Below are 18,329 nucleotides of genomic sequence, written 5' to 3'. Positions count from 1 at the left end.
TCCTAAACGTCTTGTGCTGGCTTAGTTTGCCAAATACCGTAGGCACCCAATGCATAGCTTGGTGGTGCCAATACGTCCGATACCGCTGAGTACATCAGCGAGTTACTGAACGCGACGGTTTTTGCTTGCTTGCCTTCACCGACAATGCCTTGGAACCAAGCTTTGGCGATTTTGCGTGGCAGATCGGCTAGGGCTTCCTGCTCCGCATCAAGGCGCTGTTGCAGCTCAGCCGTGCTGATGCTGTGGTCTGCTACGAAGCTGTTTAGGGTTTTAAGACGTTCCGCGAAGCTATCATCAAACTGTGCAAGGGACAGATAGATGGTCTCCGCTAAGGGCTTATTCAAATCGCTTTTAGCGGTAATAAGTTGTGACAGTGCCATAAAGGCATTGAACGCTTTGGCATCGATCGCGGCCGCTTGGGCTGGCGTGGCAACGGCTTGTGCTAGCGGCACGAGCGTTAACCCACCAAGCGCAGCACCAGCAGTTAGGAAACCGCGTCGGCTTAGATTGGCTTTACTAATATCGGTAGACATAAATGGGGTCCTAGATGACTTAAAGCTTGATATGGCACATCAGAGCTTGGTCATTCTTCTCTCTCAATTTAAAGGTGTAATCTCAATCTACGACGCACTTCAAATCGATCATCACTCCCCACCTGAGTATAGACATAAGATTTCTAGCTATACCAATGCATCACATTAGCAGAGCTAAATGACATGGATTAAGTGCTGATCACTAGGTGAAAACTAATAAGGAGGCTGCGCGATTGTCGTTATTGTGAGGCGGCTGAAGTATTGAGTTTACTGTTATTGTTGTTCTGCATTGTTTCTGGTCTGCCTGCAGAGGGCGCACAGAGTAGCGCTATTAAGCGTGTTTACAAGCTAGGAGCGCCTGACTTCCTATACTTTTGCACATTCATAGGACGTCGCGTTCTGAGCTTTTTGGATTTAGTTCTATGGCGCTAACGGATATTTAATAACCATTATTTTATGGTTAAATGCGAAGCTTATAGCCGCCTTTAGATTGCTCAGTCTATTGGCGGTTTTTTTATGCTCGGTTTCTAGCGCGTAAGGTTCAGCCTGTGCAATGCAGCTGGTATGCTATGCGTTTTATGATGTAACTGAGTATTGGCAATGATCAACGATGAAAAGGTAATTGATACCCTAGAGGAATTAGAAGCTTTTCTGCTGGCGGTAGAAAGTGGCGGTTTTGGTTTTAACAACGTAGCAGGTGTGGCGCTTGCGACCAGTAATTCCGATGGTCGTCCATTTGTGGCAGTGTTGGATGATAACCATCAACTCTTGTTGGGCCGTTGGGTCACGCAAGAGGTATTTGAAAACGGCAAAGAGTTAGTGCGTCGCGGACCAAAGAAACTTCATTGATTCGACCTCCAGGTGAATCCTAAGCTGCTTGACGCGCTTCGAGCAGCTTGCCTTTAGTGTTACCATAAGCGCTACTGAAATCGATAAAAGTAGTGTGTTATGTCCCTGCCTCCTTGCCCGAAATGCCAATCTGAATACGTTTACCCAGATCAAGCCCTATTGATTTGTCCTGAGTGTGCCTACGAGTGGAATCCTGATCAGCCAGAGGATGATGATACTCCTAAGGTGCAGGATGCCAATGGCAGCTTGTTGGCGGAAGGGGATAAAGTCACTGTTGTCAAAGATCTCAAGGTGAAAGGCTGCTCTATGGTGATTAAGATCGGCACCAAAGCCGTGATCAAACGTATTGTTGATGGCAAAGATCACCAGCTCGATTGCAAAGTCGATGGCGCGGGTGAAATGATGGTCACGGCAAAGTTTGTTAAAAAAGCCTAGCCATGCGGTTGTCATGAAGGGACCTACGGGTCCCTTTTTTATGATACACAGTAGATTGATCAAAGAATTCGATATATGTGTGTCTATTTCTTCGATTTCAATTATGTAAGTTAAAAGCGGATTATTATTTCAGTGTAGTGCATTAAGGATGGATTAAGGTTCATTTTCTGCTCAATTAATACACGAAGCCTTCATGCCAGTGTCATTTTTATATTTTAGGTGTGTGCTTTTTAAACAATTCTTGCGATTTCTAATGAAATAAGATTGGATGATTTGAGGTTTACATAATTGGTGCTTTTATCGCCAATTAAGGCGTTTTTAAAGGCTTGAGGGAAGCATTTTGGAACGCGTTTTTCAGCTCTTTTTTTCTGTTTTTGAAGCGTTAATATTATTTCCAACGAAGCGCGAAACACTAATTAAAAGGTTTCGCCAGATAGACAAAACACAAAATGTTTAACAGATTAAAAGGTGAATAATATGAACTTCAAAACTCCAGCACTTATCGCAGCCCTAACTCTAGCCGCTTCTGCTTCTTTCGCTTCTGGCGATGAAAACAACCTGCTAGACAACTACCTAGATGCACAAGCACAAGCAAAAGCCTTGTCTGCTCAGCTAGAAACAATGGGTGTGGATGCTAACTCATCAGTAGAGTTCAACTCACCAGCGACTTTGTCTCAGAAACTAGATGCTTACGAAGACAAAATTGCTGAGCTACAAGATCAATTCGACACAGTTCGCAGCGCTAACTAATTAGCCAGTCGATTGCTGAGAATGACGTTGACATCCTTGATCAAGTTGTCGCGTAACCAACAGCAGCCCCGATAGATATTCTATCGGGGCTGCTGTGCTTTAAGGGATATCGATCGCGGTTTCAAACTTATCCCGCTTCATAGAAATCAGGGTACGGAACTTGCGTACATTAGGATCGGAATACAGCAACCGATCGCATAAAGACTCATAGGCCACCATATCTGTGGTCATGACGACCAAGACAAAGTCTACTTCCCCCGTCACTTGATAGCACTGCTTCACTTCAGGAGTCTCTTGTACTCGTTGCACAAAGGCTTGAAACAGATGTTTGTGATCCCGCTCCATAAAAACCTCGACCACCATATGCAGCATTGGCCCTAACTTAGTTGGGTCGAGCAGGGTGACTTGTCGAGCAATCAAGCCTGAGTCGGTCAAACGCTTGACCCGTTTCAAACAAGCTGGCGCAGATAGACCGACAATCTCGGCTAATTGCAGGTTGGTAAGGCGGCTATCCTGTTGTAGTTGACGCAGAATGTTGCGATCAATGTTATCAAGCTCTGACATGGTTAATAAAATTTTGTTTTATGGTTTAAAAACAAATTTATCAGTAACTTTTTTCGTATTAAAGAGAAATAATTTCTTTTGGCTTGCTTACAATGTCGCTCATATATTTGAGCTTGAGAAGTGTGTTATGAAGCGACTGTTAGCAGAGTGTCGAGGTTTAATTCTAGAGTCAGGGCGTGTCTATTGGACCCTATTAAAAGTGATGGTGCCGGCGCTATTAATCGTCAAAGTGTTGGATATGCTGGGTGGCGTCACGCTATTGGGCCATGTGTTATCGCCCATTATGCAGCTGGTAGGTTTACCAGATGAAGTAGGCATTGTTTGGGCAACCCTAATGCTAACCAACATCTACGCCGGTATGTTGGTGTTTTTTAACCTGGGGATTTCTGAAAGCTTAAGCGTGGCGCAGGTCACGGTATTAGGTGTGCTGATGCTACTGTCGCACGCGCTACCTGTTGAGGGAGCAATTGCTAAGCGTATGGGCGTGAGTTGGCGTGTCACCATTGCCCTGCGCTTTGGCGGCTCCTTGGTATTGGGTTTCCTGCTGTATCAGTTTTATAGCCAGTTTGACCTATTACAACAGCCGAGCCAGTTAATGTGGCAACCGCCGGCCAATAACACAGATACCAGTTTCTGGGGTTGGTGCGTGGCACAGATGGAAACTCTGCTATGGATTTATGTGATTATTCTGTCGCTGATGACCTTGCTGAAAATCCTACGCGTACTGGGTGTGGAGCGCTTGATGCATATGCTGTTGTACCCGATTCTGCGTATGCTAGGGATTGGTAAAGCGGCGGCGAATGTGGCGGTGATCGGCACGGTACTCGGTTTAACGTTCGGCGCTGGTCTTTTGATTAAAGAAGCAGAATCTGGTCATCTCACCAAGCGTGATATCTTCCTAACCATTGGCTTTTTAAGCCTTTGTCACAGCGTCATAGAAGACACCATGCTGGTAATGCTACTAGGGGCGGATTTGTCTGGGGTATTGTGGGCACGACTGGCCTTTGCCCTGTTGACCATCGCTATTCTCGCGCGTCTATCCTTTGTCAGCAAACGCTTGGCGGATGCCAACTAATATTCTTCGATGGGGGCTTTGGCTCCCATTTTGTTACATTTCTTGCATATCTCCTTAATAACGTTACAAAACGCCACCTAAGCAATCGGTATACTTGTATCAAATTTCGCTAATGTTTTTGATGTTATCTATGCTTTAAATGTTGAGTCCTGCTCAAGAAGACTTTTATGCATAGTGAAATGGGATGAGAGATGCGCAGTTTTTCCGATATAGAGCTAGAAAGTGAATGCTTGTCTATTAAGACAGTGCTGACTCAGATACTTCATTCTGCTCGTGAATCCTTGGCAATGGAGTTTGCTTTTATCTCGGAATTTAAAGATGGTCGTCGTATTTTTCGCTTGATTGATCAAGCAGAGGGTACGCCAGAGATTCTGAAAATCGATCGTGGTGATGACGATGAACAGAGCTATTGTAAGCGAGTAGTGGATGGACGTTTACCGCAGTTAATGCAAAATACCGTGGATTTTGAGGAGGCTTTAAAGCTGCAAGTGACTCATGATTTACCGGTTGGTGCGCATATTAGCGTACCAATTTGGGCTGCAGACGGCTCCGTCTTCGGTACTTTCTGCTGTTTTAGTCGACAAGCTGATTACAGCTTGACCAGCAAAGATCTGACCTCACTACGAGCTTTCAGTGATCTTGCCTCAGAGCTTTTGCGCAATAGCTTACAACAAGATAGAGCCATGATGGAGTTGAAGCATAGAGTACTTGATCTGCTTGACACTTCAGCTTTCCAGGTAGTTTGTCAGCCGATCTATGATTTTGCGTTGGAAAAAATCACTGGTTATGAGTCTTTGACGCGTTTTGATCCAGAGTTCTCTGAGTTTAATACAGAGGAGTGGTTCGTCAACGCTGCCAAGGTGGGACTGAGTTATGAGCTAGAATGTGCCACTGGCCAAAAAGCAATGGAATTATTGTCTTTGCTGGATGACGGGCAATATTTGGGTATTAATGTCTCGCCTGAAACCATTTTGAATTGTTCCAATCTGCAAGACATGTTTGGCAAACATGCTCAACGTATCGTGCTTGAGATTACCGAGCATGAATTGATTGAAGATTATTCGGAAGTGTCCCGTGTGTTAGAGCCTTTGCGTCAACTTGGCTTGCGCATTGCGGTGGACGATGCCGGAGCTGGCTATGCAAGTTTTCGCCATATCCTGCAACTAAAGCCCGACATTATTAAATTGGATCGCAGTTTAATCTGCGGTGTGGATTCTGACCCTTCTCAATACGCATTGGCCACAGCCATTGTGGCGTTTGCAAATACTACTCATGCCCAGCTTGTTGCCGAAGGCATTGAGACGGTAAGTGAGCTTAATACTATCCGTCAGCTAGGTATTCAATTAGGGCAGGGGTATTTATTAGGTCGCCCGACAGCAATGATTTAGTCGATGCTACATAGCTAATCTTATCGTTTATATAGGCCCCAATCAGAAATGCTTGGGGCTTTTTATTTAAAAGTCACCATGATTGTGTTCTAGTGTCCGCAATTTAAGCCCACTGAATACCTACAGGATTCTAATATGAATATTCTTGAACTGTCTGATGACAAGATTCGTGACCTTGCCGAAGAGATTTGGAGCGATATGGTCAAAGGTGCCAACAGTAAAGATTGGACCCTGTACTCAAAATATATGCTGGACGAGTCGGCGGATGAGCAAGCCCGTGCGGCGGTGGAGCATCAGTGGCAATACAGCAAGATGTTTACCTCTTTGACTGAGGAGCGTGAATTTCTTGGTGTGCTAAAACAAGGGGATCATGTTGTAGTGCTATGGAAGCAATGGAGCTGCAAAGTCCCAGGGGATTTTCTAGTGATGCTGTATCTAAAAACCATTGCCGATGAGGTTAAAGTCATTGGCTCTTGGATCCGTTAATAGCGCGGCACAGTCGATATTTTGGAGATTGATCGAATAATTCGATTAATCTCCATCTATTAACTCGATTTCAATTAAGTAAGTGTTTTGAGCATTATTATTTCACTCAATTGTTTTAAGGATGGATTGTGCATTCATTCTTGAATTTTTTATTCATGATTTCACTGATAACCCTATTCTAGCTGTATTTTATAGCGTGTTTTATGAACACTTTTTGCAACTTGTTACGGTTTGATGTCATTTGTTTTCTGCTTTGCGTGATTGCTGCATTTATCGCCAATTAAGGCGCTTTAATCGCATTGAGGGAAGCATTTTGGAACGCGTTTTTGAGCTCTTTTAATCTGTTTTGGAAGCGTTAATATTATTTCCAACGAAGCGCGAAACGTTAAATAAAAGGTTTCGCCAGATAGACAAAACACAAAATGTTTAACAGATTAAAAGGTGACTATTATGAACTTCAAAACTCCAGCATTGATCGCGGCCCTAACTCTAGCCGCTTCCGCTTCTTTCGCCGCAAGCGACGAAAACAACCTGCTAGATAACTACCTAGATGCGCAAGCACATGCGAAAGCCTTGTCTGCACAACTAGAAACAATGGGCGTGGATTCAAACCCAACAGTAGAGTTCAACTCACCAGCAACTTTGTCACAAAAACTAGACGCTTACCAAGATAAAATTAGCGCTCTACAAGCTCAGTTTGATGCCCACAACACATCAGTAACTGAAGCAAACTAAGCCTCCTTCGGGCGTTAGTTTCCTAGACTAAGCTTTACCGAAAGCCCCATCCAGATGACTGGATGGGGCTTTTTTTGTTTTCTAATCTATTGAATTGAAAAGAGTTATTTTGAATAGCTAAATTTTTTAAAAATTTAACTTGAACGTACGTTTAATAAAAGTTAGTAATAAATAAGCGTTATGACAATTCTGTTACAAGAGCGTGCTTAAAAAACTTATTACAAAAGGAACGTGCACAATGAAAAGCTTGAAAACATGGGTAGGAATGTCTGGTCTGTTGCTCACGAGCCTAGCGGCACAGGCTACCGAGTTAGAGCATTGGCCTGAAGGCGTTGCTAAGCAGTTAAATCAAATGATTGCGCAGAATGCGAATTCTGGTGCCTATGCGGTGTTCGATATGGACAACACCAGCTACCAATTTGATATCGAAGAGTCGCTGTTGCCATATTTGGAAATGAAAGGCGTTTTAACTCGTGACACCATGGACCCTTCATTGAAGCTCATTCCTTTTAAAGATACGGACACCTACAAAGAAAGTTTAAATAGCTATTACTACCGACTGTGTGAAATCGATAACCTGGTCTGCTACCCATGGGTGGCGCAGATATTCTCTGGCTTTACCTTATCTGAATTAAAAGGCTATGTAGACGAAGTCATGGCCTATAACAAACCTGTGCCGATTACCTATTATGATGGCGATAAGGTTGTAGAAAGCACGGTTAATCCGCCGGTTGTTTTTAAGGGCATGAATGAGCTGTATAACCGTTTGCAAGAAAATGGCATTGAAGTCTATGTCATGACAGCGGCCAGTGAAGAGATCGTGCGTATGATCGCCAGTGATCCTAAGTATGGTTACAACGTCAAACCGGAAAACGTGATCGGTGTAAACATGCTGTTGAAGGATCGTGAAAGTGGCGAGCTCACCACATCTCGCCTGCAGATTCGTGATGGTAAATACGATCAAGGTGCCAATATGAAACTTGAGCTGACACCGTATTTAATGAACCCAATGACCTGGTACGAAGGCAAGCTTGGCTCGATTACCGGCTGGATTGATCAGTGGCGCAAGCCGGTGTTGGTGGCAGGGGATTCGCCATTATCAGACGGCTACATGCTGTTTAATGGCACCGATATCGATAAGGGCGGTATGCGTCTTTGGGTTGATCGTAAAGCCAAGTACATGAAGCAAGTCGATGAGTGGATGTCGCAAGCCGCAGAGCAACAAGCGGCGCTGGGACAGGCACCAACGGCCAATAAGAACTGGCTTATTGTGAAGCCAAGTGACCTGCATTAACGGCTTAGTAAGTTTTTAGTTTTCACCTGCTTTAGCCCCATCAAGCCCGCTTGATGGGGCTTTTTTTGGCATTCATCAGGGAGGCAGTACTTACCCAGCATAAAATGACAGAAATATTAAGTTTTGCACGTATGTGCAAAATGGTGTTTTTTTGAAATCAGATTGTCATATAACCCCTTTAATGTTCCGCCTGTCTTTTGTAAACGAACCATTCTTATTTCACTTTGATATTTGGGAACATTCATGACTCGTTATTGTGTTATCGCTTCGGCGACCGTCGCTCTATTAAGTGGGGTTAGTGGTGTTGCTCACTCTGCCGCTAGCACTGATGGCTACCAATACAGCAGTAAAGCAACCTACCAGCCTCAGCAAAACCTTAGCAGCTATGAAACACCGCCTTCTGACTATAAAGTTATTTATAGTCAATTAGTTGAGCGCCATGGCGCGCGAGCACTTTCAAGCCCTAAGTACGATGTATTGACTAAGCAAGTGTGGGAGCTGGCAAAAAAACGTGGTCAATTAACGGAGTTAGGTAAGAAGTTGGGGCCGATTACGGATCAAGTAACAGCCGCCAATACAGAACTGGGTTATGGTCTATTAACCAAAATTGGTGCAGAAGAGCCCGCTGGCATTGCCTCACGTATGGCACATCGATTGGCTACTCTGATGCCAAACGATGCTAATAATCCGGTCTGCATCCAAGTGCAAACTTCGGGTGAAGAGCGTGCTAATCAGACCGCCCATTACTTTATGCAGTCGCTTGCGAATGATGTGGCTTATGTAAACAGCGATGCGGCGTCATGTTACCAAGCTCAAACTCAACCAGATGACATTGATAAGCGTTTGGTGAACAGATACGAGCTGTATTCTCATAAAACGAATCCAGCTAAGAGCCCAGAATATCAGCAGTTTGCCGATAATTACGCCGCTTACAAAGCATTTCAAGATTCAGAAAAGCTAGAAGCAGCGTTTGATGGGATTACCGAATTGCCACAAAGTAAGTTATTGGCGCGCCAAATGTTGGAGCGTATTTACACTAAAGAGTTTGTCGACTTTCTAGAGCATGGTATTTCAGACGATAAAAACTGTGATGTTGCTGCGGACAATTGTTTCAAAACCAATACCAAAAAGCCGGATGAAACAGAAGATGATTGGAAGTATGTGCAAAACGAAGTAGATGCGGCCTCTATGCTGTACAACATGTTTATCATCGGTCCAGGCATGTTGCGTGAGGCCCAAGCACAAGGGGGCGAATGGGACCTTAAGCAATTTATTACGCCAGAAGAATCGGCGTGGTTTTCTTTCCAATCTGATGCGGAAGACTTCTACGAAAAAGGCCCTAGCTTCTCCGATAGCCACGGCGTGACTTACAACATTGCTAAGCCGCTACTGGTGGATATGTTTAATGAGATGGATGCTGCGGCTACCCATCAGCAACAAGTGGATCATGTGGCCAAATTGCGTTTTGCTCACGCGGAACAAATCATGCCGTTAGCAGCCTTGCTGCATGTTGAAGGCAGCTCGCAAGCGGCTGATCCTCAACTGCTATACAGCCAAGACAATAATGAGTGGCGCGGTGGTTGGGTAACGCCTTACTCAGCCAATATTCAATGGGACCTGTATCAGAGTGACGCACCAAATAGCGAACTACTCGTTAAGATGCTTTATAACGAGAAAGAAATCGCCTTCAAAGACGGCTGTAAAGTGTTCCCAGGAACCCAGCATTTTTACAGTTTAAACGAGCTTAAAAGCTGCTACAGCGATGAACTGAGTGTTCATTAATAGATGCGCTCGACCGTTTAAAACTTACCTTACTCATCATCAAAAATCTAAGCGACACTGAAAGCAGTGCGGGCTTCTATTGTCCCAATTAATAGAAGCCCTTAGACAAGGACCTATTGTGAAAAAGAATATTCTAGCTGTTGCGATTATGACTGCTATCTCTGCTACCTCTGCCAGCGCAGCAACGTTATATGAGGATAACGGCTTTAAGTATGAAATGGATGGCGACATTCAAGTTCAATTGCAAAAAGATAATGGCGAAGAAAAGAATCTTTATGTGAATTTCGATGCTTTAGAGTTTGATAATAAAGTGTCTTACCAACTAAATGATAATCTCACGGCATTTGGTCGCATTAAATTTGATTTTGATGATGCCGCAAATGGTGATGAAGACCAGAAAAGCGCCGAACTAAAAGATGGTATTGTCGGTTTTAAATACAACAAGGTGTCATTTTCTGTAGGTAAGCAGGATTATGCCACAGATGAATTCGGTATCGCAGAAGACTATGAAATGGATTCCGATGATGTCGCGTTTGATGAAACCGATGGTGACGATGTACTGTTACTGAATATCGATCTGGACTCAGTCAATATTATGTTGTCGACTGAGCTGCAAGCCAAAGGCGAGGACAGCGAAGGGCCTCAATCATTTGATGCGTTTGCTTCGATTGAATTGGCCGATTGGGAGCTAGCGGCGGCGTACCAGAATCGAGAAGTGGAAGTAGGCGGTGACAAAGTGGATTCATATGGTGTCAGCGCGATCTATGATGCGGGCTTTGCGAAATTCGCCGCGGACTACTCAGAAGCCGAAGACACATTGAAAGTCTACAACCTAGTGTCCATGTTTAACGTGAACGACGCGACTAATATGGTTTTGGGCTATGTAAACAATAAGCCTGAAGCGGAATCTTCTATTCATGAGTGGTATGCCAACGTGACCTATGAATTCCCTGAATTTGATCAAGTAAAAGTCTTTGCAGAGCTCTCTAACACTGACGCAGAGGGTGCAGAGATGGCCTACATGGCGGGTGCTGAAATAGAGTTCTAATGCAGTGCTTCTGTTGTGACTAGGCCAGCGTAAAAATGCCCCTTTTTCAGGGGCATTTTTTATTCAACAAGCACAGACCTAGTCTCTCGCCACTGACATCTGGTCAATTGATCGGGTTATTCAATCATTCTCTATCTATTTCTTCGATTTCAATTATGTAAGTTCAACTCGCTTTATTATTTCATCACAGTACTTTAAGGATGGATTAAGATCTGTTTTATACTTGATTTGTGCGCAATAACGGAGGGTAACCGCTATAAACCCAGTTTGGGTGGTGGATTTATAAACAATGTTTGCGATATTGAATGAAATGCGAGCAAAAGCTTTTGGGTTTACATGGTTGCTGCATTTATCGCCAATTAAGGCGTTTTTAAAGGCTTGAGGGAAGCATTTTGGAACGCACTTTTAAGCTCTTTTTTTCTGTTTTGGACGCGTTAATATTATTTCCAACGAAGCGCGAAACACTGACCAAAAACGTTTCGCCAGATAGACAAAACACAAAATGTTTAACAGATTAAAAGGTGACTATTATGAACTTCAAAACTCCAGCAATCATCGCAACTTTGGCTCTAACTGCTTCTGTATCTTTCGCAGCAAGCGATGAAAACAACCTGCTAGATAACTACCTAGATGCGCAAGCTCACGCGAAAGCCTTGTCTGCACAACTAGAAACAATGGGCGTGGATTCAAACCCAGCAGTAGAGTTCAACTCACCAGCGACTTTGTCTCAGAAGCTAGACGCTTACCAAGATAAAATCGATTCTCTACAAGCGCAGTTCGATGCGCACAACACATCAGTGACACAAGCGAACTAATTGCTTGTCTAGATATTAAGCGCAAGCCGAAAAAACAAAAGCCCCGACAGGAAACTGCCGGGGCTTTGTTGTTTATGTCGTTTTACAAACGTTGGTTACAAGCGTTTTGCCAGTGCGGCAATGTGATCAGGGCCAATGCCACAACAACCACCGATCAGTGTCGCGCCTAGCTCACACCATTTTTCTGCCCACACTAGGTAAGACTCTGGCGTTAGGTCCGCACGCAGTTCATCTAGGCCATCGTTGGCCGTGGCGTCTTTTGGCTGTGGTGGGAAAGCGTTAGCGTAAGCTCCGATCGCTAGGTCTTTATTCTGTTCTGCTAGTACCTGCTTGGTAACCACAATCGCATCGGCAATGATTTCTGGCTGGCAGCAATTGAATAAAATACCATCCACACCCGCTGCGGCCATGGCTTTGACTGCTTCTACTACCGTTTCACCTGAGCGTAAACAAGGCTCTGTGGTTGGTTCTGCATCTTCTAGCGTGAATGACACCCAGTATGGTTTCTTTTCACTGTCGAGTTCGTCGACTAGCTTTTTCATCAGCAAGGTTTCTGCCAACAAGCTTTGGGTTTCGTTTAACCAAAGGTCCACGCGAGGGGCTAGAGCCGTGATCAGTGGGCGAGCAATTTCTTCGGCACGATCTGCTTGATAAAGGTCGGCACGGTAAGAGCCAAACAGTGGCGCCAGTGATCCTGCAACTTTGACGTCTTTTCCGCTTTCCTCAACCGCTTGACGAGCCATGTTGGCGGAGTCGATTGCCAGTTCTGTCGCGCGCTGCTGGAAAACCTCTTCACCAATATGAAACGGCACTAGGGCATAGCTATTGGTGGTGATCACGCGTGATCCAGCTTCTATAAATGATTTATGTACATCCTTTACGATTTCAGGGGCTTCCATCATGGCTAGGGCTGACCATTCAGGTTGTTTAAAGGGCGCGCCACGGCGCTCTAGTTCACGGCCCATGCCGCCATCAAGTATGGTGACTGTCGTCATAATGCTGTTTTCCGCTAGGTTGAAAATCGGCACATTCTAGCGAGGCTGATCTCGAAATAAAATCGAATTCATTATTTTTGATAGGTCTAAAGTGATTTTTTATGGCTATAATGACCATTAATTAGCAAAAAATAGCCTTACCTATTAAAAAAACGAGGTCTTAGACCTCGATCCTGTCGATACTACTCCTTCTTGCTTTTGGGTATATTGTGTCACCCTTAAGCTCACTGCTTCACACCTGGTGTTTTGGTTTCTGATCGTGAGCTCATAACAAAACAAATGAATGAGGAATGACATGAAACTAGGTTTCAAAAAAGCTTTAGCGGGCTTGGCGCTGGCAAGTTCTGTGTTAGGCGGCACCTTGGCCAATGCGGCGGATTCTGCCATCGATAACATCCTATCGACGGGCGAGTTGAAAGTGTGCTTTGAAGCAGGCTACATTCCTTTTGAAATGAAAACCAAAGATGGTCGTTTTATTGGTTTTGATATCGATATCTCTAAGCACATGGCCCATGCCATGGGCGTGAAGTTTGTGCCAGTGAACACAGCTTGGGACGGCATTATTCCAGCACTACAAACCGGCAAGTGTGACATCATCAACGGTGGCATGGGCATCACGCCAGAACGTAATCTAAAAGTTCTATTCGCTGATACTTACCTAGAAATGGGCCAGACAGTATTGGTGACGCCGGAAGTTGCAGCACAGATTAAAGACTACCGTGACCTAAACGATCCGAAATACCATCTGGTGTCTCAGATCGGTACGACGGGCGCGATTGCGGCAAAGAAATTCTTCCCTAATGCGCAGCTAAACCTATTTGAAACATCAGCGGACTCTGTTCTACAAGTTAAGAACGGTAAAGCGGACGCGTTTGTTTACGATCTGCCGTACAATGCCATGTACGCTGCTCAGAACAAGGGTGGAGTAGTGCATTTGGATGAGGCCTTCACTTACGAGCCGCTAGGCTGGGCGATTCGCCAAGACGATGTGAACTTCTTAAACTTCTTGAATAACTACCTAGTACAAATCAAGAAAGACGGCACTTACGATCGCATTTACGACAAATGGTTTAACTCAGATGCTTGGGTCGACAGTATCCAGTAAGCGCTGAGCCAATCAGTAAGTCTTACCAAGAGCCTACCTTGTTAGGCTCTTTTTCTATTTAAGAGACATCATGCAAACACAATCTCGTCGCTGGCTTGGACACGGCTTATATCTCGTTATCATGGCGGCTTTGATCGCTGGGATATATTTCTCAGGGCAGAAGATCAACTACACCTGGCATTGGGAACGTCTGTGGCCTTATGTGATCAACACTGAGCCACAGGACATCATTGCGCAAACCGATGGCACGGCGGTGGTCAGTGCTTCCGGTCAGTTGAGCATCACCTCAGACTACGGCGGCGCGCCACAGATAGTGCCGGACTACGATAAGCTGGTGGCCCGCGATGGCGATTTGATTTTCCAAGGGGACACCATTGCTCGCATTGAAGGCTGGCGCTTTGGCCCGATTGCCGAAGGCTTGTGGGTGACGATTGAGATTTCCTTTTTATCACTGATCTTCTCCATTTTGTTGGGTCTAATCTTTGGCTTGATGCGGGTGGCCCACGGTCAGGTCTGGCGTAATCTGGCGGTGACCTATGTGGAAGTCATTCGCGGCACGCCCTTGCTGGTGCAGATTTTTATTGTCTACTTTTTTATTGGTACGGTATTCGATTTAGATCGTTTTACTGCGGGCGTCGCAGCGCTATCGATTTTTACCGGTGCTTATGTGGCAGAAATTGTGCGTGGCGGTATTCAATCGGTTCCACCTGGACAGATGGAAGCGGCCCGTTCTTTGGGTATGAACTACGCCCAAGCCATGACCTATGTGGTGATGCCTCAGGCGGTCAAGCGTACTCTGCCATCCTTAGCGGGTCAGTTTATTAACCTGATCAAAGACTCGTCCTTGGTGTCGGTGATTTCCATTACGGATTTAACCAAAGCGGGTCGTGAAGTGGTCAGTGGTAGCTTCGCCCCTTTTGAAGTCTGGTTTACCGTGGCAGCGTTATATCTAGTGGTTACCGGTGGTTTGTCTTGGGCGATTCAACGTTTGGAAAAGAGGTTAGCGGCCAGTGACTGATGCAATGAAAAACAGCGTGCTGATCGAAGCCCGCAAGGTCAATAAAGTCTTTGAAAATGGCTGTCATGCGCTAAAAGACGTTTCCCTCGATATTCACCGTGGCGAAGTGGTGGTGATTATCGGCCCAAGTGGTTCGGGTAAATCGACTTTTTTGCGCACCTTAAATCAGTTAGAAACCATTTCTGCAGGCCATATCAAAATCGATGGCATCGACTTAGCCGATAAACACACTGACATTAATAAGCTACGCGAAGAAGTGGGCATGGTGTTCCAGTCGTTTAATCTGTTTCCCCATAAAACAGCCCTAGGCAATGTGATGTTGGCGCCTTTAAAAGTGCTGAAGCGCGATAAAGCCGAAGTGGAGCAGGAAGCCAAAGACTTGCTCTACCGTGTGGGCTTGCATGAACGTATGGAACACTTTCCATCACGTTTATCCGGTGGTCAACAACAGCGTGTGGCGATTGCCCGTTCCCTAGCGATGAAGCCTAAAGCACTACTATTTGATGAACCCACCAGTGCTTTGGACCCAGAGATGGTCGGCGAAGTCTTGGATGTCATGAAGAGCCTCGCCAAAGAGGGCATGACCATGGTAGTGGTCACGCACGAAATGGGCTTTGCCCGTGAAGTGGCGGATCGCGTGGTGTTTATGGAAGACGGTGAGCTCGTCCTCGAAGAATCCCCTGAGCGTTTCTTTAATTCTGAACACCCACGCTTGCAACGTTTTCTAGGTCAGGTACTCTAAGCGCCTTTCTATTAGAAACGGTCGGCGCTTGGGTGCTTAGATGAATGAGAAAACACTTCCCCCATTAAACTGGTTACGCACCTTTGAAGTCTCTGCGCGCAGCTTGAACTTTACCAAAGCCGCGCAGGAGTTGCATTTAACCCAAGGTGCGGTGAGCCAGCAAATCCGATTGCTTGAACGTCACCTTGGTGTAGCCTTATTTAAGCGTTTGCCCCGCGGTCTAACGCTGACCGATGAAGGCATGTCTTATCTGCCGGTGGTGCAAGATTCTATTTCCCGCTTGGCTGCTGCCACCAATGAGCTGTTCAATTCAGATAAACGTACGCCGGTAAAAATTCGCGGCAGTTTGTCGTTCTTCGTGCACTGGTTGGCACCGCGCTTAGCCGAGTTTAATCAGCTACACTCAAATATCGATATCCGCTATATCAGCTCCCTGTGGGTGAAAGACACCGATGCTGACGATGACTTTGAGATTCGCTGGGGCAACGGCCAATGGCCGGGTTATGTGTCACAGCGCTTAAGTTGGGACTCTTTATTTCCAGTGTGTGCGCCTGAGTTGGCCGAGCGCAATCAAATTCAAGCACCCAGTGATCTGGCCAAAACTACCTTGCTGCATGTATTAGGTTATGAAGAGGGCTGGGGCTACTGGCTGTCGATGGTCAATGAAGAGCAGGTCGATCCTTCCCGTGGTATGCAGCTGGATACACTGCTGGCCTCATTACGTTTAGCGGAGCTAGGTGTGGGCGTAGCGTTAGCACGTTCTTCCATGGTCGAAGACATGCTCGCTGATGGCCGTTTAATTGAACTATTTGATAAACGTATTTCCGCCAGTGAATCCTTTTATCTGGTGCGCAAGTCCGGCACCGATTTATCTCCTGAAGCCATGTTATTCTTTAACTGGTTGGAGCGCCAAAGCCGCTTAAACTGATGCTCACAGAGAACGATGGATTGATTCTCGATGGGTATTTGACACACTACACGCATTATTAAAGAGAGCCTTATCATGACAATAGGACGTCAGCGTTTTCGAATATTCCAAAGTCTGCTGCCGCTTAATCGAGCGCAGTTGCCACAAGAGGTGTTAGCGGGTTTAACCCTCGCTGCATTAGCCATTCCAGAAGTCATGGGCTATACCCAAATCGCTGGTGTGCCAGTAGTGGTCGGCCTCTATACCATGCTGTTGCCGATGTTCTTATTCGCCATGTTCGGTTCTTCACGACAACTGGTAGTGGGGGCGGACTCTGCCACGGCGGCCATGTTAGCGACCTCACTAGCGGGCATTGCTATGTCAGGCTCGGATGAGTATTTGGCCATGGCGTCGGTGCTGGCGTTACTGGTCGGTGGCATGTTGCTGTTAGCGCGCGTTTTAAATCTAGGTGTGTTGGCGAATTTCCTTTCCCGTACCGTGTTAATTGGCTTCTTAAGCGGCGTTGGTATTCAAGTGGCGGTGGGACAGGTACCAGGGATGCTTGGCTTGCACAGTGAAGGCTTAAGCTCTATCACTCACTTGCTGTTGCATTGGCCAACACTTGAAAATCTTAATGTGCATACCTTGGTAGTGTCACTGTTGACCTTGATTGCTGTAGTAGGCATTCGCTTGGTGTCTAAGCGTATTCCTGGGGCATTGATTGCCGTAGTCGGTGCAATCGTGGCGAGCTGGTTGTTCAGTCTGAATACTTTTGATATTGCTTTGGTAGGCACTGTGCCAAGTGGTTTGCCGACCATTCAATGGCCGCTCTTCCAATTGTCTTGGGATCAGTTTACCTATTTATTACCGACCGCCTTTGCCATGGTGATGGTGATTTTGGCACAAAGCTCGGCTACGTCGCGGGCCTACGCTGCCCGCCATCAAGAAACCGTAAATGACAATCAAGATTTAATCGGATTGGGGCTAGCGAACATTGGCTCAGCGCTCTCTGGTGCATTTGTGGTCAATGGCAGTCCAACCAAAACACAAATGGTCGATGGTGCCGGCGGACGTAGCCAGTTGGCGCACTTGATCACGGTATTCATCGTGTTATTGGTGTTGGTGTTGTTTACTGAACCTTTGGCGTATCTTCCCCATGCAACCCTTGCGACCATAGTGTTTTTAATCGGTTTTGAGCTGATTGATGTGAAGGGACTACGCAAGGTACTGTATGAGCGCCCTTGGGAGTTTTGGGTAGCTCTGGCGACTATGGTCAGTGTGGTGGTGCTAGGGGTGGAGCTTGGGATTTTAGTGGCGATTGTGCTCTCGTTATTGGTGCATACCCGCCATGGTTACCGTCCGGTGAACAGTGTGGTGGTGCCAAACGGTCATGGCCGCTGGCGTGCGGTACCGCTGAACAACAACGCGCAGCTAATGCCTGGTTTGCAGGTGTACCGTTTTACCCATGGGATGTATTACGCCAATGCTGAATTGATGAATCGTGAAATCCTTTACTTAGTGAACAGTGCGCGACCTTCGCTAGAGTGGTTTTGCATTGATGCGGCGGCGGTGGATGATGTGGATTACTCGGCCGCGAGAACCTTGGTGACCTTGTGTTATGAGCTACGTACCCTTGGCGTTCGGTTAGTGTTTGCCGAAGTATCGGATCGAGTACGCTATGGCATGGATCGTTCAGGGATCACCGAAGCGGTAGGGGAAGACGCCTATTTCGCGTCGGTATCGGATGTGGTGGAAGCCTTCTCTGAGCGTCCTCATAACCCACCAGCCTCTGCAAATTGAGGCTGGTG

At 46.0% G+C, this 18,329-nt stretch carries 19 protein-coding genes; 16 read left to right on the top strand and 3 right to left on the bottom strand.

Annotation, left to right across the window (positions count from 1 at the left end; genetic code table 11):
* Positions 1-2 precede the first annotated feature (2 nt).
* A complete protein-coding gene (locus tag ACOSVP_RS05410) occupies positions 3-533 on the bottom strand; it encodes a sugar dehydrogenase complex small subunit (RefSeq protein WP_487346468.1) in 531 nt (176 codons plus the stop codon).
* A 600-nt stretch (positions 534-1,133) separates the two neighbouring features.
* Here ACOSVP_RS05410 and ACOSVP_RS05405 point away from each other — a divergent pair.
* The 3 genes from ACOSVP_RS05405 (at position 1,134) to ACOSVP_RS05395 (ending at position 2,567) form a co-directional block, all read left to right on the top strand.
* On the top strand, positions 1,134-1,382 hold the full coding sequence (locus tag ACOSVP_RS05405) for a hypothetical protein (protein WP_487346467.1): 249 nt from the start codon (positions 1,134-1,136) through the stop codon (positions 1,380-1,382).
* Between the two features lie 99 nt (positions 1,383-1,481).
* The gene (locus tag ACOSVP_RS05400) at positions 1,482-1,817 is read left to right on the top strand and encodes a zinc ribbon domain-containing protein YjdM (RefSeq protein WP_487346466.1); all 336 of its coding nucleotides are present in this window, start codon (positions 1,482-1,484) and stop codon (positions 1,815-1,817) included.
* A 477-nt stretch (positions 1,818-2,294) separates the two neighbouring features.
* A complete protein-coding gene (locus ACOSVP_RS05395) occupies positions 2,295-2,567 on the top strand; it encodes a hypothetical protein (protein ID WP_487346465.1) in 273 nt (90 codons plus the stop codon).
* 99 nt (positions 2,568-2,666) lie between these two features.
* On the opposite strand, the gene ACOSVP_RS05390 is transcribed toward ACOSVP_RS05395, so the two are convergent.
* Positions 2,667-3,131: an Lrp/AsnC family transcriptional regulator gene (locus ACOSVP_RS05390; RefSeq protein WP_487346464.1), complete on the bottom strand. Its 465-nt coding sequence runs from the start codon at positions 3,129-3,131 to the stop codon at positions 2,667-2,669.
* Positions 3,132-3,258: 127 nt separating this feature from the next.
* Between ACOSVP_RS05390 and ACOSVP_RS05385 the strand changes: the two genes are divergently transcribed.
* The 8 genes from ACOSVP_RS05385 to ACOSVP_RS05350 all read left to right on the top strand — a co-directional run bounded on the left by ACOSVP_RS05385 (position 3,259) and on the right by ACOSVP_RS05350 (position 11,754).
* Positions 3,259-4,206, top strand: coding sequence for a hypothetical protein (locus tag ACOSVP_RS05385; RefSeq protein ID WP_487346463.1), 948 nt, complete (start codon positions 3,259-3,261; stop codon positions 4,204-4,206).
* Between the two features lie 191 nt (positions 4,207-4,397).
* Complete coding sequence (locus ACOSVP_RS05380) at positions 4,398-5,594, top strand: sensor domain-containing phosphodiesterase (protein WP_487346462.1); 1,197 nt, start codon at positions 4,398-4,400, stop codon at positions 5,592-5,594.
* 135 nt (positions 5,595-5,729) lie between these two features.
* Positions 5,730-6,080: a hypothetical protein gene (locus ACOSVP_RS05375; RefSeq protein WP_487346461.1), complete on the top strand. Its 351-nt coding sequence runs from the start codon at positions 5,730-5,732 to the stop codon at positions 6,078-6,080.
* A 450-nt stretch (positions 6,081-6,530) separates the two neighbouring features.
* Positions 6,531-6,815 (top strand): hypothetical protein, encoded by a 285-nt coding sequence (locus ACOSVP_RS05370; protein ID WP_487346460.1) that lies wholly within the window; start codon positions 6,531-6,533, stop codon positions 6,813-6,815.
* Positions 6,816-7,053: 238 nt separating this feature from the next.
* Complete coding sequence (locus ACOSVP_RS05365) at positions 7,054-8,109, top strand: HAD family hydrolase (protein WP_487346459.1); 1,056 nt, start codon at positions 7,054-7,056, stop codon at positions 8,107-8,109.
* A 243-nt stretch (positions 8,110-8,352) separates the two neighbouring features.
* Positions 8,353-9,891 (top strand): histidine-type phosphatase, encoded by a 1,539-nt coding sequence (locus ACOSVP_RS05360; protein ID WP_487346458.1) that lies wholly within the window; start codon positions 8,353-8,355, stop codon positions 9,889-9,891.
* Between the two features lie 118 nt (positions 9,892-10,009).
* Positions 10,010-10,939: a porin gene (locus ACOSVP_RS05355; RefSeq protein ID WP_487346457.1), complete on the top strand. Its 930-nt coding sequence runs from the start codon at positions 10,010-10,012 to the stop codon at positions 10,937-10,939.
* Positions 10,940-11,469: 530 nt separating this feature from the next.
* On the top strand, positions 11,470-11,754 hold the full coding sequence (locus ACOSVP_RS05350; RefSeq protein ID WP_487346456.1) for a hypothetical protein: 285 nt from the start codon (positions 11,470-11,472) through the stop codon (positions 11,752-11,754).
* Positions 11,755-11,849: 95 nt separating this feature from the next.
* Here the strand turns inward: ACOSVP_RS05350 and ACOSVP_RS05345 are convergent, their stop codons facing one another.
* Positions 11,850-12,749 carry a homocysteine S-methyltransferase family protein gene (locus tag ACOSVP_RS05345; RefSeq protein ID WP_487346455.1) on the bottom strand — a complete coding sequence of 300 codons (900 nt, stop codon included), beginning with the start codon at positions 12,747-12,749 and terminating at the stop codon, positions 11,850-11,852.
* A 295-nt stretch (positions 12,750-13,044) separates the two neighbouring features.
* Here ACOSVP_RS05345 and ACOSVP_RS05340 point away from each other — a divergent pair, with 295 nt between their 5' ends.
* From ACOSVP_RS05340 to ACOSVP_RS05320, 5 genes are all read left to right on the top strand, one after another.
* Positions 13,045-13,854 (top strand): transporter substrate-binding domain-containing protein, encoded by an 810-nt coding sequence (locus ACOSVP_RS05340; protein WP_487346454.1) that lies wholly within the window; start codon positions 13,045-13,047, stop codon positions 13,852-13,854.
* A 70-nt stretch (positions 13,855-13,924) separates the two neighbouring features.
* Positions 13,925-14,872 (top strand): amino acid ABC transporter permease, encoded by a 948-nt coding sequence (locus ACOSVP_RS05335; RefSeq protein ID WP_487346453.1) that lies wholly within the window; start codon positions 13,925-13,927, stop codon positions 14,870-14,872.
* 4 nt (positions 14,873-14,876) lie between these two features.
* Positions 14,877-15,614, top strand: coding sequence for an amino acid ABC transporter ATP-binding protein (locus tag ACOSVP_RS05330; protein ID WP_487346741.1), 738 nt, complete (start codon positions 14,877-14,879; stop codon positions 15,612-15,614).
* Between the two features lie 40 nt (positions 15,615-15,654).
* A complete protein-coding gene (locus ACOSVP_RS05325; RefSeq protein ID WP_487346452.1) occupies positions 15,655-16,542 on the top strand; it encodes a LysR substrate-binding domain-containing protein in 888 nt (295 codons plus the stop codon).
* Between the two features lie 75 nt (positions 16,543-16,617).
* Positions 16,618-18,321 carry a SulP family inorganic anion transporter gene (locus tag ACOSVP_RS05320; RefSeq protein ID WP_487346451.1) on the top strand — a complete coding sequence of 568 codons (1,704 nt, stop codon included), beginning with the start codon at positions 16,618-16,620 and terminating at the stop codon, positions 18,319-18,321.
* Positions 18,322-18,329: the final 8 nt, after the last annotated feature.

The sequence above is a fragment of the Marinomonas sp. HM11-D genome, assembly GCF_057626615.1.
This window is presented reverse-complemented; position numbering and strand designations above follow the sequence as displayed.

Excerpts from the sequence above, each read along its gene's own strand:
- ACOSVP_RS05325 (WP_487346452.1), top strand. The coding sequence starts at position 15,655 with ATGAATGAGAAAACACTTCCCCCATTAAACTGGTTACGCACCTTTGAA.
- ACOSVP_RS05340 (WP_487346454.1), top strand. The coding sequence starts at position 13,045 with ATGAAACTAGGTTTCAAAAAAGCTTTAGCGGGCTTGGCGCTGGCAAGT.
- ACOSVP_RS05385 (WP_487346463.1), top strand. The coding sequence starts at position 3,259 with ATGAAGCGACTGTTAGCAGAGTGTCGAGGTTTAATTCTAGAGTCAGGG.
- ACOSVP_RS05400 (WP_487346466.1), top strand. The coding sequence starts at position 1,482 with ATGTCCCTGCCTCCTTGCCCGAAATGCCAATCTGAATACGTTTACCCA.
- ACOSVP_RS05335 (WP_487346453.1), top strand. The coding sequence starts at position 13,925 with ATGCAAACACAATCTCGTCGCTGGCTTGGACACGGCTTATATCTCGTT.
- ACOSVP_RS05360 (WP_487346458.1), top strand. The coding sequence starts at position 8,353 with ATGACTCGTTATTGTGTTATCGCTTCGGCGACCGTCGCTCTATTAAGT.
- ACOSVP_RS05375 (WP_487346461.1), top strand. The coding sequence starts at position 5,730 with ATGAATATTCTTGAACTGTCTGATGACAAGATTCGTGACCTTGCCGAA.
- ACOSVP_RS05320 (WP_487346451.1), top strand. The coding sequence starts at position 16,618 with ATGACAATAGGACGTCAGCGTTTTCGAATATTCCAAAGTCTGCTGCCG.
- ACOSVP_RS05390 (WP_487346464.1), bottom strand. The coding sequence starts at position 3,131 with ATGTCAGAGCTTGATAACATTGATCGCAACATTCTGCGTCAACTACAA.
- ACOSVP_RS05330 (WP_487346741.1), top strand. The coding sequence starts at position 14,877 with ATGAAAAACAGCGTGCTGATCGAAGCCCGCAAGGTCAATAAAGTCTTT.
- ACOSVP_RS05365 (WP_487346459.1), top strand. The coding sequence starts at position 7,054 with ATGAAAAGCTTGAAAACATGGGTAGGAATGTCTGGTCTGTTGCTCACG.
- ACOSVP_RS05410 (WP_487346468.1), bottom strand. The coding sequence starts at position 533 with ATGTCTACCGATATTAGTAAAGCCAATCTAAGCCGACGCGGTTTCCTA.
- ACOSVP_RS05405 (WP_487346467.1), top strand. The coding sequence starts at position 1,134 with ATGATCAACGATGAAAAGGTAATTGATACCCTAGAGGAATTAGAAGCT.
- ACOSVP_RS05370 (WP_487346460.1), top strand. The coding sequence starts at position 6,531 with ATGAACTTCAAAACTCCAGCATTGATCGCGGCCCTAACTCTAGCCGCT.
- ACOSVP_RS05395 (WP_487346465.1), top strand. The coding sequence starts at position 2,295 with ATGAACTTCAAAACTCCAGCACTTATCGCAGCCCTAACTCTAGCCGCT.
- ACOSVP_RS05380 (WP_487346462.1), top strand. The coding sequence starts at position 4,398 with ATGCGCAGTTTTTCCGATATAGAGCTAGAAAGTGAATGCTTGTCTATT.
- ACOSVP_RS05350 (WP_487346456.1), top strand. The coding sequence starts at position 11,470 with ATGAACTTCAAAACTCCAGCAATCATCGCAACTTTGGCTCTAACTGCT.
- ACOSVP_RS05345 (WP_487346455.1), bottom strand. The coding sequence starts at position 12,749 with ATGACGACAGTCACCATACTTGATGGCGGCATGGGCCGTGAACTAGAG.